This is a genomic window from Chryseobacterium amylolyticum, from assembly GCF_051011775.1.
Classification (GTDB): Bacteria; Bacteroidota; Bacteroidia; order Flavobacteriales; family Weeksellaceae; genus Chryseobacterium.
Genome location: NZ_JBPCHX010000011.1, coordinates 1 through 15,127, shown reverse-complemented (window position 1 = coordinate 15,127; position 15,127 = coordinate 1). Strand labels below are relative to the sequence as shown.

Genomic DNA, 15,127 nt, shown 5'->3' with positions numbered 1-15,127 from the left:
TTAATCAAATCACTAAAAATATGTCAAATAGACCTGGAAACTCACAAGCGGCGTCTTTTCGTCCGACGCAGAATGCAGATGGTATTTCCGAAAACCATCATACAGGTATCAATCGTTTGGTAAAGCTTTCCCTTATTATAGAAGGGAAAATTATCAAGTACTATAAACATTTCAAACTTAAACAAAGTACCAGACGACACCATGAATTCACGCTGACCCTGGCGCACGATACCCTGGGAGACAGACAGACCCACTCATTGGAAGAAGCCAATAAATTTCTTGGGAAAAGGCTTACCGCAGTTATTTCCTATAAAGATATAGACAACAGCCCGGAAAGAACGTTTGTAGGAGTGATTACCGGAGTAGGATTCAGCCAGGAAAAAATGAGCCTGGGAAATATTGTGCTTACAGGATACAGTCCTACCATCCTGCTTGATGGTGCTCCGCATATTCAGAGCTTTGGAGGTTCACAGCCTGTTAATATCGGAATTATTGCAGAAGAAATAATCAAACAGGGGATTGATAAAAGCCGTTTTGATATCAGGGTAGATGCCAATAACTATTCACAGATCATTTACAGCAGCCAGTATGATGAAACCCATTATAACTATCTGGCCAGAATGGCTGAAGCATATGGTGAACAGTTTTACTATGACGGTGAAGTTTTACATTTCGGAAAGCTTCCGGCTCAGAATAAACCTATTACCCTTACGTACGGAAGCAGTGCCAATGATATTAAAGTTGAGCTTAAAGCTGTACATACCAAACCGCAATTCTATGGGTATAACAGTAATAAAAATGAAAAGCTGACTTCAGGATCCACGCCTATCAAACATGTAAGTGACCTTGCAAAAACAGCATACAGCCATAACGAAACTATCTATAAGACACCAGCTTTGCAAGTGGCTCCTATTAAAGCAACCACACATCTTGACGTTGAATATTCTCAGAAAAGTGCTTCAGGAAGTGAGGCAGTAAATGTTTTTTCCGTTTCTGGAAATACAACCGTTCCGTTTCTTCACCCCGGTTGTGTAGCAGATGTACAGATGCGTAAACAGGATTCTAATGAAACCTCTTACTTCACCAGAATCATGATTACAGAATCAGAGCATGAAATTGACACAATAGGGCATTACAGTGGAAGCTTCGTGGGAATTGCAGCAGATACAGGATTTCTTCCAAAACCGGAATTTACCATTCCGAAGGCTGAGCCACAGACGGCAACTGTCATTTCCAATACAGATCCGGAAGGACAGGGAAGAATACAGGTGAGATTTGACTGGCAGACTAATGATACCACTCATTTTATACGTATGATGAGCCCTGATGCGGGAGGAACAGATCAGATTACCCAAAACCGTGGCTATGTAGCCATTCCCGAAGTAGGAGATCAGGTAATGGTTAATTTTGTACACAGCCATCCGGACAGGCCTTTCGTTATGGGAGGAATGTTCCATGGAGGAGTAGCGTTAGGAGGTGGTGTTAACAATCACCTGAAATCCATCCAAACCAGAAGCGGGATCAGAATTTTAATGAATGATGAAGAAGGGAGCGTAACGATTCTTGATCCGAGCGGAAATAGCTATTATATGGACGGACAGGGAAATATCAGCATGAAAGCACCTAAGAATTTTACGTTGAATGCAGGTGACAATATCAACATTACAGCAGGAAAAGAAATTTCTATAGGAGCAGGAGCAAGCATTACCAGTACAGCGAATGACAACATCGTTTCCATCGCAGGAAAAGATATGAAACTTACAGCTTCGGGAGATATTACGGAAACTTCTGATACCAGAACTGAAATGATTGAAAAAGAGTTCAAGAGACAGTCTGAAACATCCAACGAAATAGCAGGGGAAATTTCCATGTTCAGCGAACTGGAAAATATGACCATGCAGAGTGGAAAGATTGTAGAATTCAACAGTGCTGAAAAATCAAAACTTTTCTGATATGGCAATCATCAAAACAGCCACCAATCTGCGAATCACAGTAAAAGATTCTTATCATCTGAGCGTAGGAAAAAAGGTTGAAAAAATAGCAAAGAAAATCAATGTGGAAGCACATAAGGAAAATCTGGTTTTAGCGAGTAACAAGAAGATTATGTCCCATGGCCATAAGTAAATATAACATACTCATTCTTTTTATTATATGCTGTTTCTCATTAACGAATTGTCAGAATAAAAAAATGGAAGAAAAATACACCTGGCTGGGAACCGTTTCTGCTCCGCAGGAATATCCCATGGAAATATATGAAGGAGCTATTATTGCCGATGATTTCACCTATGCCTTTGATGCCATCTGGGGAACACAGAATACCGGCTGGGGTAAAGAAGGAGGTACCATGAACGTAACCACCGAAAGAATGGATGCCCCTCATAAACTGGAGTTCACTTGGTATTCCTTAGTGGAAAAAAAATTCTATACCGGAAAATGGGACCTGGATAAAGAAAAGATCAAAAACCTTTTTGATGAAGGGTTTGTGGACCAGGACACAAAAAAGAAAACCACTTACCATTCTTTTGTAGTAGGATTGGCTCCGAAGGGAAGAGTAGTTTTGTGGATGAAAGGTCCCGGAAACCAGAAAGAAATTGGCGCTTTTCAGGCGCATGATACCGTCATTACCAAAGAAAAAGCCTATGACAATGCCCAGTATATGCTGAAAGAGGGTTTTGCAGACAGAATGCTGAAAGATCCGTCTTATAAGACATTTAAGCCGGAAGTTCGTGAGAAAATTGAAAAAGAAGGATATCCTGATGCAGACATTTATAATGTGTACAGAGAAAGATACAATTGGAAACCTTCAGTAATTCTTCCGGAAGGAGCCACCTGGATCGATTTCGGGTTTACCAGCTATAACGGGGAACAGGAAAATCTTTTTGATCAGGGTTTAAAAGACAATACATACAAAAGCAGAGCAGTACCAAAATTCTGCGGTTTTTACTGGAAAGATAAAAACAACAACAGGTATGCGGTATGGATAGACGCTTTTGATGATAAAGAAATATTTGATTTGTTTCAGAAATCAGGAAAAGATAAAAACATTGATCTGATCATTAAAGTCAACGAAGACAATACAAAGGTTTTGGTATCCCTGGAATCTGAAAAAGAGAAACTTCCGGTAACCAAAGCAAAAATAAGGGTATCTCAGAAGATAGAGTGATAGGTTTTACTCAGTCAATCTAAAAACAAGAACTATGCACAACAATCAATTTGGAAGCTATACACCATCTGTATCCAAAGAGGAAGTACTGGATATTACCATTGGGATTTTTTTTGACGGAACCCTGAATAATAAAACCAATACAGACGAAAGAAAAAATAACACGGATGCGCATAAAAAGCATGGTGGGAAATCATCAGACAATACAAGCTACAACAATGACTGGAGTAATGTAGCCCGCATGTGGGATAACTATGATAAAAACTTCGGAATTTATATAGAAGGTATCGGTACACAGGATAAAGAAGGAGATGCTACGCTGGGATACGCTTTCGGGACAGGGGAAACCGGGATCAGATCAAAAGTGAGAAAAGGATGCGAGGAAATCGTTAAAAAAGTGAAAACCATTAAAGCAGAAAAGAAAGCCGATAAAATTGCTGTTCTTACCTTTGATGTGTTCGGATTCAGCCGTGGAGCTGCTGCTGCCCGTAACTTCGTATATGAAATCGGGAAAGCAAAATATAAAGCTACCGCACGTACCATTTCCAATGAAGCGGCTACAGTGACCACTTATTCAGACGATGACGGTAAAAGTGTAGAGGGTGAAGAACTTCCGAAGTGGGGGCACCTTGGACTTAAACTCGAAGAAGCAGGATTAAAAGTTGATGTATTGAAAGTGAGATTTCTGGGGATTTACGATACCGTTTCTTCCTATTCGAAATACCTGTCACCAATGCCCAATTTCAGTAACGATGTTGAAGAATTAAGCCTGAACGATATCGGAAAAGCCCAGACTGTAGTTCACTTCATCGCAGAAAACGAACATAGAGAAAACTTTGACCTGACAAGAGTACATATCGGAACCGAAAAAACATTTCCCGGGGTACACTGCGACGTGGGAGGAGCTTATGAAAACGGACAGGAAACATGGGAAGAAGTTGAAACATCCTGGACAACCAGTACGAAATTACAGGCATTAAAGACAGAGCTTGAAAATGAGGGATGGTATGAAAAAGGTGAACTCACTATTACTCCCGGATTTTATCTGTCATTGAAAGGCTCACGCTATCTGCTGAAAACATTCAGCTACATTCCTTTACATTTTATGGCAGAATATGGTATAGATAAAAATCTTCCCATAACCATGAAGAAGCTGACAGATGAAAAATATTCCATTTTGGATGATCAGTTTTTAATAGGAATAAAGGAACGTCTCAGATCTTATGTCATGGGAGATGGAAAACCTTACTCTTTCAGACATTATAAAGAACTGCGTGACGCCTATGGAGGAAACCAGATTCCGGAAAACCGTCAGGCAGCTTATCAGAAAGAAGTAAAAGAACAGGATGATTTAAGAACGCTCCGCCATAAATACCTTCATTGGTCAGCCCGAAGAGAGGGAATTGGTATGGATCCGAGACCGAACAGAACAAGAGTTATCCACTAGAATTAAATTTTAAAAAGACACCATACAAAGAAAGAAATTGAAGCAGGAACATTTTTATGCAGAAATATAACATACATACCGTTCAGAAAGATGAAACGTTAAAAAGTATAGCCTCGCTGTACGGATTGGATAAAGACGCATTAAAACTCTTCCACAACAACCATTGCGCTGTTAAGGACATGATCCTGATCAATCTTAATGGGCAGAAAGAGCTTTTTGTTCCGAGAACAGCGGTTGCAGATAAAAATGTTTTGGTAAAATTCGGGAAAGGAAACAGCCTTACCCTACAGCCTGAAAACAAAGTGCGGAGATACAGTGTGGTCATTACCATTGAAAAAGCAGAATCCAAAAACGAATTAAAATATGAAGTATCTGTTCGCTGGCTGAAAACAGAAAAAGGAAATCATTTTTTTGAGATAGACAGAACATCAAATCTTTATCTCAATGAAGAAGAGGTGAATGAAATTGCCGATCTGCTGGCTTACAGAACATCCAAGGTTTTATACCCCTTACAGATCAGTACTGATGAACATGGAAGATTTGAAGCCGTAGAAAACGCGGAGGTGTTTTCGAAAAGATGGCCCGCTGTAAAAGAAGAACTGTATAAAGAATTTGAAGGCGAAACCGTGGACGAATACTGCGGAAAGATTGAAAAAGTAATCAGCCAGCCTGAAGCCATCAGTCTTTACATTAAAAATGATTACTTCATCCGTACTTTATTCTTTGGGATATATCAGAGTTTCGGAAAAGACTACAGAACTGAGATGACAGCAACGTTTCCTGTAGTAGACAATGCAATTGAACCCAGATATAAGTTGACGCTTGAAACAGATCCGCTGAAAGAAGAAACAGGTCTGATCATGGTGGAAGGATCCGGAAAGTTATATGAAGAAAGAGATATTGATGATTTTATAAGAAGATCACCTTTTTCATTGATTATAGAAGACGATCCTGTGATGAATGAAGAAGGAACTTTCAGACTCATAAATTATCTGAAAGGAGAAACCTCACTTCCGGAATCTCTTTACCTGGAATGCAGCATTATGCTGCAGGAAGAAAAAAAGATTTCAGTATCAGTTTCAGGAATTGATGAAAACTAAATTACCATTTCACTAAAGATAGAATTAATATGGCAGAAAAACATATTGTAGTACAGGGAGCTCTATGCAAATGCCAGTTCGGACAGGTTCCGGACAAGCTTAAAGTACTCACACATCAAAAGGAATATGCCAATGATAAAAGTGCTTCCAAAAAACTGATCGTTACCACGAAAGAAATTGGAGCAGCCACATTTGAAAAAAATACATTCGGAAACTGTACCAAAATGGGAGGACCGCCGCCGCCATGCAAAATTATGGTTACAGAATGGCAGAACTTTTATGATAAAGTACAGCTCAGCAATGGCGGATATATCATTGTGGAAGACAGCAAGGCAGTATGTGCCGTTGCCGGTACTCCATGCATTGAGATTATAGACCACGGGCAGCGGGCGGAAGCCAGCCAGCAGAACTTTAAAAATGCCGACAAAGATGTTCAGCAGCAGATTAATCCGCTGGTAGATTCCGAAGAAATGTATAACGAACAGCCTTCAGGAGGAGGGCAGGATGGTGCAATCTAAATGATAAGAAAATGGCAAAAGGCGTAAAAAAAATAAAAGTTGTAAGCGGATTGTATTACCCTAAAATGTCTGTATTAGGGCAAAGGATTACCATAAAGCCAGACCAGTGGGTACAGTTTGGTGTAGGCGAATGGCTGCCGGGAACTACAGATGCAGACAAAAAGAAACCTCTTACCTGGATGAGGCAGAACAGCAGCAGAAAAATTATTATCAATCAGATCACCTCTGCTACAGGATATAAATTTTTAATTGGCAAGCAGTACTGCGGAAGCTATCAGTTTTATATTGAAGCCAGTCTGTCCGGAGTAAGAGATACTAAAAGTGATACAGGAATATTTGTAAAAGGCTGGTGTGAACCCAAAATTGTAAGCAGCAAATGGTCTACACAAAAAAACAGCAAAAGCATCAAAAACAATAAAAAGAACGAATACATTTCTTATGGACATATCGTTCATCTTAACCTCGTGACGGAAGGTCTCAATGGAAATACAGTCAGTATCGAACTTTGGAATCAGCAGACAGCAAAAGCAGATAAGCTGGTACACACCTATAACAATGTACAGGTAATAGACGGTGAAGTTAATCTGAAAATAGAAAATACCTTTGCCTGGATGGCCTATGTGGACAATATTCAGAATGTAGAGGAATTCTATATTAAAGTAAAAGATGTTGCTTCCAAAAAATACATTAAAGATAATCTGGGTGATGACCTTCATGCCATCTATCTGAATGTAAAGAATAAAGTAGTTACTACCAATACCAACGGAGCCCAGAACCAGACACCGACTAAAGTGTATAAGCCGGATGTAAATTCCGTCAGACTGGAACCTTGTAAGTTTGAAGTCATCAAAATCACAGAAAGTGAAATAAAAGACGGAAAGGCTAATAATACAACCGTTAAAGTTTTTGATAATGGTAATGGTGTAAAGCAAATACAGTCACCTGCGCTTCAGGAACATATTAAAAGAACCATCTTTTATAAATTCGATTCTACAGAAATTGATAAAGATGGAGTCGCCATCCTGAATAATGTACTCAAATTCCTTTTAGAACATAAAGATGCCACCATGAATCTGAGTGGCTACGCTTGTGTAATCGGAAAACAGAATTACAATAAAGGTCTTTCCCAAAGAAGAGCGGATGTTGTCAAAAAATTCTTTGCAGACGGGGGATTAGATCCAAGAAGAATTATCTCTGTGGGAAAAGGAGAAGTAGATCCTACTGACGATAAAAAAGGAAGAGATAATATCAAATATAAAAATGAGAAAGACTACGAAAACAACCGTAGAGTAGACATCTCATTCGTATTCAATGCCCATGATGCGCAAACGGTTAACTATGAAGTGACAGCACCTAGTGTATCCATGAAGAAAGATATAACGATTGATGTTACCGGTTTTCAAACCAATGAATGCTTCAGAGACAGCAAAGGGAAACATAAAAAACAGGTCCTGATGGTAGATGTAGGGCAGGCAATAGATAAAGGAGATACTGTAAAGACATTTACTACGCCATCATTTAATTATGGAGTATACTCAGATTTATCACAATTCGATGCTTTTCCTATACAATATATCTGGCCGATGTGGGCCACTCCCAATCAGTTCCATCTTCACGCACATACCTGCAGGTATTTTAGCAATGAAAAGAGAACAACCGTATTAATCAAAGCCTACCCGGACATTAAATGGACACTCACTTTCTTCGTTAATCTTACCAATGAACTGAGTGTGAAATGGCAGAACCAGCCAGCGGCAAAACATAAAGACCTACAGGCTAAAGCCGGTAAAATAGGTGCTGAAAGAAGATGGAAACAAAAGGATGCTTCCTTCGGGTTCAGCCTGAAAAGTGAATGGGAAAAGAACAGAAGCGGCAGTTTTCAGAAAAGTAAAGAAGTTAAAGGAGAATACGAGACAAAATTTAAAAAGCTTTATGATCTTTTCGGCTCAATGGGAGCAATGTCTGACGGTATTACGAACAAAACTAAAGGACAGGTTAGAAATATAGGTTTTAAAGGTCTTCCGGTAACTTTTGCCATTAAACCACCTAATATCAATCTAAAAGGTGAATGGTGCTTAGAAAGAGCCAAACAGAAAAATACAGAAATTGAAAGATTAGGAACAAAGGTTGATATATCTTTTAATGCAGAACCCCTGATAGGATTAGAAGTTACAGTAGACCTCCTTTGTACAGCTGTAGGGCTGGTGGCAGGAGCTGTGAGTGGTGGAACCGCAGCACCAGGTGCTGTAAGGTTGTATGGAGTGATCAAAGACCGGATGAATACAGGAGTAGAGTTTGGGAATGATGATTTCGGAGCTAAACTGAGCTCAGATGTTTACATTGATCTTGTTATTTCAAGTGAAATCAAAACATCAATTGGTTTTTCATTCAACACTGTAAGCGAAAAAAATGATAAGCAAGGAAAAATAGAAGCCAAAAATACCCTTAAAATTGAATTAAAAGCAGGGGTTTGGGCAAAAGCAGAAGCCAATCTTGTCATTGTGAAAGTAGAAGGATATTTTGAAATGAGCGGGAAGGGATCAGCTTCCATTACATTCGGGCATGGTGTGAAATTTGATGATAAAGGATTAAATTACCGCCCGGAATTAGGATTTGATGGACTCAACGCTGAGTATGTGATCAAAGGAAAAGTAGGAATGTCTGCAAAAAAGAAAATACCTAGAGGGGGCAATAAAAAACCGGCAGAACTTAAAGGAAGTTCAGAAGACGAAGGTATTATCGCAGAAGGAAAATTTAACGAAATTGTACCTAAATTTGATGTCATCAAAAGTCTTGAAGAACTTTTCGGATTCAGTGCCGATATTCCGTTAATAAGAAATTAGATAATATGAAAAAGATAGTTTTAATAATTTTGTGTTTTATCATGTTTGTATCATGCCAGTCACAACAAAAGACAGATCTGGAAAAAGTAGATTTTTCCAAAGGATATAAAGAAGTTCTGAAAGATACCAAATATCAGACAGAAGCGAGGGAAATTGTAACTACATTGCCAGTAGCTTATACCAAAGATGTTTCCGGATATAAATTCGGAAATATATCGTTTCCGGAACACAAAGAAAATAATGTAAAAAGCTCCACCGTAGGATTACTCATTAACAATACTACAGAAAGGCTTACTAAAGGCGTGAAAATAGAACTGGAAGATACTGCCGCTGGTAACGATCTTTTAGCCTATCTCAAATCACAATACAAAAATCCTAAAGTTCTGGCAGGAGTTCCGGCAAAGAACAGTGAAGGTAAAATATTGGGAAATGCAGCCTATGCCTGGGATCTGAAAGGTAAAACAATGGTATTGGTACAATATTATGAATACACCAATAATAAACCCAATACTTCCTCTGTTCTCTATATTGTAGACAATCAGGTGAAGACGGCAGACGGGCAGGAAACAGCAGCAGCACATCTCCTAAAAACGTATACTTCATAGCAGATTCTTATTGATGGATAATTATGATTATTATGCAGAAAAAGTAATGACGTATTTACCGTTAGTTATACTTTCTGTCATTGCAGTTCTTTTACTACTTCCTAATTCTAGAAAAAGATTTTTAAGAATTCAGGCATCATTACCCACATCCAAAATAAAATCTGTGGCCATGGGGCTGGTAGAAATTCAGGGAAAACTTATTATGAAAGAACCTTTGATTTCACCCGTCGCAAGAGAAGAATGCATAGGATATTATTATACAATTGAAGATGTAACCAGAGATAAAGAAGGGAAAAATTCTTATACAACAATTCATAGAGAAACCCGGTGCAATCCCTTTCTGATGCAGGATGATTCAGGAACCATTGAAATACATCCCGAAGGCATTGAATTGATATTCATCGAAGAAACCAATGTAAGTTATAACGGACAGAAAAGATATAAGGAAACATTGCTTAAATCCGGCCAGGAAATGCTTCTTGTGGGAGCTGCCGACTCAAGAAACGGAGAAGCTTTCATCAGAAAAGATACCGGGCATAAGATTTTAGGAATTACCACTGTTGCAGGAATTTCAGTCTGGAATAAATACCAGCCCCTGTTGAGGTCATTTATTGTCACCTGTATTGTTATACTTATCGTAATGATTTTAATCTTATCACAATAATGAATCAAATTGTAGCAATTGTTATCGCCGTATTTCTTATCGTGGCCATCGTGGCTTTTTTCATCAGTTTGTACAACAAGCTTGTCATGCTGAAATTCAATGTGGAAAAAGCGTACGGGAATATAGATGTTATTTTGAAGCAAAGAGCAGACGAAATTCCTAACCTTGTCAATGTTGCCAAACAGTTTATGGCACATGAAAAAGATCTGCTTACCAAACTGACAGAACTTAGAACTTCCTATAACACCACCAATGATTCCGACAGAAAAACAGAGCTTGCCAATGAGACATCAAAAGCTCTTTCATCATTTTTTGCTGTTTCAGAAAACTATCCCAGCCTGCTGTCAAACAATAACTTTCTGGAACTGCAGAAAAGAGTTTCCGGACTGGAAGATAAAATAGCAGACAGAAGAGAATTTTTTAATGACAGTGTAAACCTTTACAATATAGGAATTCATGAATTTCCCAATGTTATATTGGCAAAAATGCTGGGCTATAAAGACAAAACCCTATTAGACATTTCAAATCAGGAAAAACATTATGAAGGAGTTCAGTTTTAATACATTTTTCGGATATGAAAATATACTGATGGAAAAACCCGAAATTGTTTTGTTCGGGGCGATGCTTCTTCCTATAGGACTGATTATGGTGGTGAGTATCATAGGATGGATGTTCAGGAAACTGAAATTCAATATGTATATCATTCAGGCAATACTCTATACCTTGCTTTTCACCTTCTTTTTTGGAACGGTTACCATGCTCATTCTTTTTTTCATAACAGATAAAAACGGAGTTAAACTTGCGTGGTGCTGGTGCTCTATTTTCCTTGGAATGTTCTGTTTTAGCATCATCAATACCAATACCATCAGTAAAATGTTTACAGACTGGTCTAAAATCATTAAAAACTAAAATTATGATACAACAACCCTATTATATGATCGATTTCAGTGCATCAGCCTGTCTGTTCGAAATAAGGATTAATGATTATCCTGTGATTCATATGAATGTTGAGGGACAGGTTGCCACCAATATTCCGATCAATTTTGCCATATTGAAAAGTGGTGTTCAGACGATATCAGCAACCATTTTACCTAATGTTGGCGATGTACAGCTGCATCCTAAATCAGAACTGAAATTTAATGTCAAACTTTTTGATGTGGCTAATGATTTTGTTTTTGATAAACAGTTTGGAGACTATCATTCAGAGGCTATTGAAGACAAAAAGAAACAGGTTATCAAACATGTTGGCTCCTTTAAAGCAGAAGTTCCTTATCAGCTTTCGGCATGGCAGAACGGGAGAAACCTGCAGGACATTAAAGACAGCAGAAAAAAGCTGGAGCAGGCTTATGATCATATATCAAGATTAATAAGGGAAAATAAATTTGAAGATTATAAGAAATTAATTTCCAGAAGAGAAGAAAATATGGCTGCTTCTATGTATCTGTCAAAAGCAGAATCGGAAGAGCGCTTTACTGATCTTGTAAAAGATTTCAAGTCCGGATTTAAAATGCAGCCTGTTTCCAAAGATGCCGTTATGTTTGTATGTGCAGAGAATAGAGTTGCCTTTTTAAAAAAAGTAAACGGGGAGTCTGCTTTATATCTGGAAAATCCTGAAACAGAAGAAGAACTGATGCTTGATATTTCATTTTATATACCTGAAGGAAAGGAAGAATTTGAAATAATATAAGCGTTTTATATTCATGCTAACAAATAGGAATTTGAAGTTAAAAATGAATAAAAAACGTTTTCCGGATACTTGAATCCTGTTTTTTCTGTTTTATTATTGATAACCGGACACTAACACTAACATTATGAAAAATCTGAAATATGTATTAATACCAGCAATCTGCCTGAGTCTTGTATCATGCGGCCAGCAGAAAAATAAAGAAAGTGAGTCTTTGGTTGAAACAGAGGGAAGCACCCAGACCGAACCATTCAATCTTGCCAAACTGAAAGCTGGACAAAATATCAACGATATTTTAAAATCTGCCGGTGCAACAGAGAAAGAAGCTGTACGAACCAATGAAGTTACCCTTATCGGAAATGAAAGACTGGCTTTTTCATCAAAAGAATTATTACATTTCAACGGGATAGATCTGGAAGGCAGGAACAATAAAAATACAAATAAAGTAATTTTACATTTCGGAAAAGTAGATCAGGAAATAGGTCCGCTTGCCAATGAAAAAGAAGATGAATTAGGAATGTACCAGCTGGATATCTATACTGAGCAGGAAAAAACGGCACTCCTGGAAAACTTAAACAAAACATTACATAAACCCAGCTTTGATTCTATACACGAAGGTTTTGAATCTGAAGTAAAAGATAATGAGATCATCCAGACTCATAATAAGCTCAGACAGGAGATAGCCATCTGGAGAGACAAAGATATGCTTTACTATTACTGCGAAACAACAGTAGACAACAGGCCGGACGAATACCGCTGTAATCTCTTTGTATTCAGAAATAAAGAATGGAAAGACCTTCTGAAAGGATCCGGATATCCATATCTTGATAAAATCTCTTTATAATATTCGTTTAATCAGATCAGCTTGCTGATCCTGTTTTTAAAGTAAAATATTGAAAACTAAATCTCTGCATTAAAAATTTTAATTCACAAAATCTGCAGGAGTTTTAAAAATTAAAAATGCCGGTCTGAAAAAGACCGGCATTTTTAATGAAATCAGTATTTCAATTATTTTACAAGGAACTGCATTGTCACCTGATCAAGCTTTAAAATATAAATTCCCTGACCAAGATTTCTGGTTTTAATAGAATTTCCATTTCTGAAAGGCTGATCAATTGTCTGAAGAACTTTCCCCTGAAGATTGTAAATTTCAGCTTTCTTTACCTTCTGAAGATCTCCTTTTACAAAAATCTCCTGGTTGGTAACCGGGTTCGGAGAAATTTTAAAACTGTCGGAAGTGGTTTCTGCAGCTGTATTTTGAACCATTCTTGCACTAGACCCGGAATAGCATGTCCATGAAAGATCATCAATAGCTACTCTGTTACTTGTTGAATTGTTAACCAGACTTACCACTACATTTCCGGAAATGTTGATATTACTGATGGTTGTAGTGACAGCGGAAGTACTGTAAGGAATAGTTCCCACGGTTGTTCCGTTTACTTTTACGTCAAAAGTACCGTTAGTTCCGGTAAACTTCAGCTGTGTAGTCACTGTTAGAGAGCCAATACCATTCGCAGAGCTGCCGGAAGTTAACGAACCGTTTCTTACTGTAATTGCTTTATTGTTAAGAGTCTGATCCGTTCTTGAATCCGTTGCAGTCCATGAGATACCTCCATTGCTCCATGTTCTGGTAGAATAAGTAGAGCTGGCTGCCGGAATCGTTTCAAAAGTTTCATTAGCACAGCTGGTCGGAGTAGTGCTTCCTGCATTGGTTGTACCGGAAACCGTAGAACTGTTTGATGATGAATTTCCTGCTGCATCCTTTGCTACAACATAAAAGCTGTAAGTAGTGGAAGGTGTAAGCCCTGAAATGGTTGTTGAAGTGGAACTTGTAGTCGTTTGCAGAATTCCGTTCATGTAAACATTGTATCCTGTTACTCCTACATTATCGGTAGACGCATTCCATGCCAGAGAAATGCTGCTTGAAGTTTTTCCTGAGACATTCAGACCTGTTGCTGCTGTAGGTGCCTGTGTATCACCTGACGGCTGCTGAGATCCCCAGATAAGATTAACATAACTAGGATTATCAATAAATGGGTTTCTGTTTCCCTGGAAAGTATAAGATGCATTATTCCTTTTGATCTCAGCCTGGGAAACCGGATCCTGATTATGCCATGCCAGCAAAACATTTAGTTCCCATGTCTGTAATCCCGGGAATGCGGAGCTTCCTAGCATATTTCCTGATGAAAAAGTAGAAAGTTTGCTCTGATAACGGGTTACAAAATAGAAGATCATACGTGCCACATCTCCTTTAAACTCATCAATCGGCTCAAATACCGTTCCCGAATACCCTGAAGAAGCAGATGTTCCAAGTTTTGAACCATTCTGTGAAGTAAAAGAAGCACTTCCTACCTTTCCGAAAGGATAATTACTTCTCATTCCGTTTACTTTCCCGTCTGTAGCTCTGATAAAGTGAATATCGGCAACCATTGGAGAAGCCTGATTGAAAAGACTTTGAGGAACAATGTGCTCCCTGTTGTAGCAATTCCCTTCAGTAGAATAGGTACCACACTGATCAGATCCCGGAGTATAATTATAAGGATCAGCACCTACAGGTTTTTCAGAATAAATGTCCAGGATTGTTCCGTCATTTTCGTAGTCCTTATCGATATCAGTAGTTTTATATCCTGTCCAAAGCCCATTGTAGCCTTTATCAACATGTCCGTTAGTGATAATGTTGCTTAATTCAGTTTTCAGTGCTGCACCACTCAGTCCGTTGGCAGAATTGTAATAACCTGCAGGAGCCTGTGCATGGGCAAGTCCTGCAAATAAAGAAAATAAAATAATTTTTTTCATATTAATTAATATAAGTTTCAGCAAGAATACCACATTTTTGTGAATTAAAAAATTACAAAATCGTTAATTTTAAATGTATTGCATGGAAGAAGTTATAAATATTGATTTTCAAGGTTGTACCTCAGTTTTTAAGATTAGAGATTTCCTTTCTGGATTGGTTCTGGTTATGAATTCCAATATTCATCTGTGCAAATCTGTGCTATCTGCGGGATAAACAAAATAATTACCCATAAGCAGATACTTTTCTATGGTTTATCCTCAATATTGGATATTCAATAGAACCGGGCTTTAGCCCGGTTTAAAAATA

The 15,127-nt window shown here is 38.2% G+C and carries 14 protein-coding genes; 13 read left to right on the top strand and 1 reads right to left on the bottom strand.

The genetic code is table 11. The annotated features are described in order from the left end of the window. Positions 1-20 precede the first annotated feature (20 nt). From ACR1PO_RS22025 to ACR1PO_RS21965, 13 genes are all read left to right on the top strand, one after another. Positions 21-1,952, top strand: coding sequence for a type VI secretion system Vgr family protein (locus tag ACR1PO_RS22025; RefSeq protein WP_332385209.1), 1,932 nt, complete (start codon positions 21-23; stop codon positions 1,950-1,952). Position 1,953: 1 nt separating this feature from the next. After that, positions 1,954-2,124, top strand: a complete 171-nt coding sequence (locus tag ACR1PO_RS22020; RefSeq protein ID WP_153816338.1) for a hypothetical protein — start codon at positions 1,954-1,956, stop codon at positions 2,122-2,124. 64 nt (positions 2,125-2,188) lie between these two features. Beyond that, a complete protein-coding gene (locus ACR1PO_RS22015; protein ID WP_433988184.1) occupies positions 2,189-3,163 on the top strand; it encodes a DUF2931 family protein in 975 nt (324 codons plus the stop codon). Positions 3,164-3,197: 34 nt separating this feature from the next. Then, complete coding sequence (locus tag ACR1PO_RS22010) at positions 3,198-4,610, top strand: T6SS phospholipase effector Tle1-like catalytic domain-containing protein (RefSeq protein WP_433988183.1); 1,413 nt, start codon at positions 3,198-3,200, stop codon at positions 4,608-4,610. Between the two features lie 56 nt (positions 4,611-4,666). After that, the gene (locus ACR1PO_RS22005; RefSeq protein ID WP_433988182.1) at positions 4,667-5,710 is read left to right on the top strand and encodes a hypothetical protein; all 1,044 of its coding nucleotides are present in this window, start codon (positions 4,667-4,669) and stop codon (positions 5,708-5,710) included. 29 nt (positions 5,711-5,739) lie between these two features. Continuing rightward, entirely contained in the window at positions 5,740-6,228 is a 489-nt protein-coding gene (locus ACR1PO_RS22000; protein ID WP_332385211.1) for a DUF4280 domain-containing protein, read from the top strand. Between the two features lie 11 nt (positions 6,229-6,239). Beyond that, entirely contained in the window at positions 6,240-9,071 is a 2,832-nt protein-coding gene (locus tag ACR1PO_RS21995; RefSeq protein WP_433988181.1) for an OmpA family protein, read from the top strand. A 5-nt stretch (positions 9,072-9,076) separates the two neighbouring features. After that, complete coding sequence (locus ACR1PO_RS21990; RefSeq protein ID WP_310017962.1) at positions 9,077-9,676, top strand: hypothetical protein; 600 nt, start codon at positions 9,077-9,079, stop codon at positions 9,674-9,676. Between the two features lie 13 nt (positions 9,677-9,689). Further along, positions 9,690-10,340, top strand: a complete 651-nt coding sequence (locus ACR1PO_RS21985) for a hypothetical protein (RefSeq protein ID WP_332385214.1) — start codon at positions 9,690-9,692, stop codon at positions 10,338-10,340. After that, positions 10,340-10,900, top strand: a complete 561-nt coding sequence (locus tag ACR1PO_RS21980; protein ID WP_433988180.1) for a LemA family protein — start codon at positions 10,340-10,342, stop codon at positions 10,898-10,900. The genes ACR1PO_RS21985 and ACR1PO_RS21980 overlap by 1 nt, the downstream gene beginning before the upstream one ends. Then, the gene (locus ACR1PO_RS21975) at positions 10,881-11,249 is read left to right on the top strand and encodes a hypothetical protein (RefSeq protein ID WP_433988179.1); all 369 of its coding nucleotides are present in this window, start codon (positions 10,881-10,883) and stop codon (positions 11,247-11,249) included. The genes ACR1PO_RS21980 and ACR1PO_RS21975 overlap by 20 nt, the downstream gene beginning before the upstream one ends. A 4-nt stretch (positions 11,250-11,253) precedes the next feature. Then, positions 11,254-12,027 carry a hypothetical protein gene (locus tag ACR1PO_RS21970; RefSeq protein WP_433988178.1) on the top strand — a complete coding sequence of 258 codons (774 nt, stop codon included), beginning with the start codon at positions 11,254-11,256 and terminating at the stop codon, positions 12,025-12,027. Between the two features lie 124 nt (positions 12,028-12,151). Beyond that, the gene (locus ACR1PO_RS21965; protein ID WP_433988177.1) at positions 12,152-12,868 is read left to right on the top strand and encodes a hypothetical protein; all 717 of its coding nucleotides are present in this window, start codon (positions 12,152-12,154) and stop codon (positions 12,866-12,868) included. Between the two features lie 164 nt (positions 12,869-13,032). Here ACR1PO_RS21965 and ACR1PO_RS21960 read toward each other — a convergent pair whose 3' ends face one another. Beyond that, positions 13,033-14,820 (bottom strand): endonuclease, encoded by a 1,788-nt coding sequence (locus ACR1PO_RS21960; protein ID WP_433988176.1) that lies wholly within the window; start codon positions 14,818-14,820, stop codon positions 13,033-13,035. Between the last annotated feature and the right edge of the window lie 307 nt (positions 14,821-15,127).

Coding starts and splice junctions, on each gene's coding strand:
- ACR1PO_RS21975 (WP_433988179.1), top strand. CDS start 10,881: ATGAAGGAGTTCAGTTTTAATACATTTTTCGGATATGAAAATATACTG.
- ACR1PO_RS21980 (WP_433988180.1), top strand. CDS start 10,340: ATGAATCAAATTGTAGCAATTGTTATCGCCGTATTTCTTATCGTGGCC.
- ACR1PO_RS22010 (WP_433988183.1), top strand. CDS start 3,198: ATGCACAACAATCAATTTGGAAGCTATACACCATCTGTATCCAAAGAG.
- ACR1PO_RS22015 (WP_433988184.1), top strand. CDS start 2,189: ATGGAAGAAAAATACACCTGGCTGGGAACCGTTTCTGCTCCGCAGGAA.
- ACR1PO_RS21960 (WP_433988176.1), bottom strand. CDS start 14,820: ATGAAAAAAATTATTTTATTTTCTTTATTTGCAGGACTTGCCCATGCA.
- ACR1PO_RS21985 (WP_332385214.1), top strand. CDS start 9,690: ATGGATAATTATGATTATTATGCAGAAAAAGTAATGACGTATTTACCG.
- ACR1PO_RS22025 (WP_332385209.1), top strand. CDS start 21: ATGTCAAATAGACCTGGAAACTCACAAGCGGCGTCTTTTCGTCCGACG.
- ACR1PO_RS22005 (WP_433988182.1), top strand. CDS start 4,667: ATGCAGAAATATAACATACATACCGTTCAGAAAGATGAAACGTTAAAA.
- ACR1PO_RS21970 (WP_433988178.1), top strand. CDS start 11,254: ATGATACAACAACCCTATTATATGATCGATTTCAGTGCATCAGCCTGT.
- ACR1PO_RS22000 (WP_332385211.1), top strand. CDS start 5,740: ATGGCAGAAAAACATATTGTAGTACAGGGAGCTCTATGCAAATGCCAG.
- ACR1PO_RS22020 (WP_153816338.1), top strand. CDS start 1,954: ATGGCAATCATCAAAACAGCCACCAATCTGCGAATCACAGTAAAAGAT.
- ACR1PO_RS21965 (WP_433988177.1), top strand. CDS start 12,152: ATGAAAAATCTGAAATATGTATTAATACCAGCAATCTGCCTGAGTCTT.
- ACR1PO_RS21990 (WP_310017962.1), top strand. CDS start 9,077: ATGAAAAAGATAGTTTTAATAATTTTGTGTTTTATCATGTTTGTATCA.
- ACR1PO_RS21995 (WP_433988181.1), top strand. CDS start 6,240: ATGGCAAAAGGCGTAAAAAAAATAAAAGTTGTAAGCGGATTGTATTAC.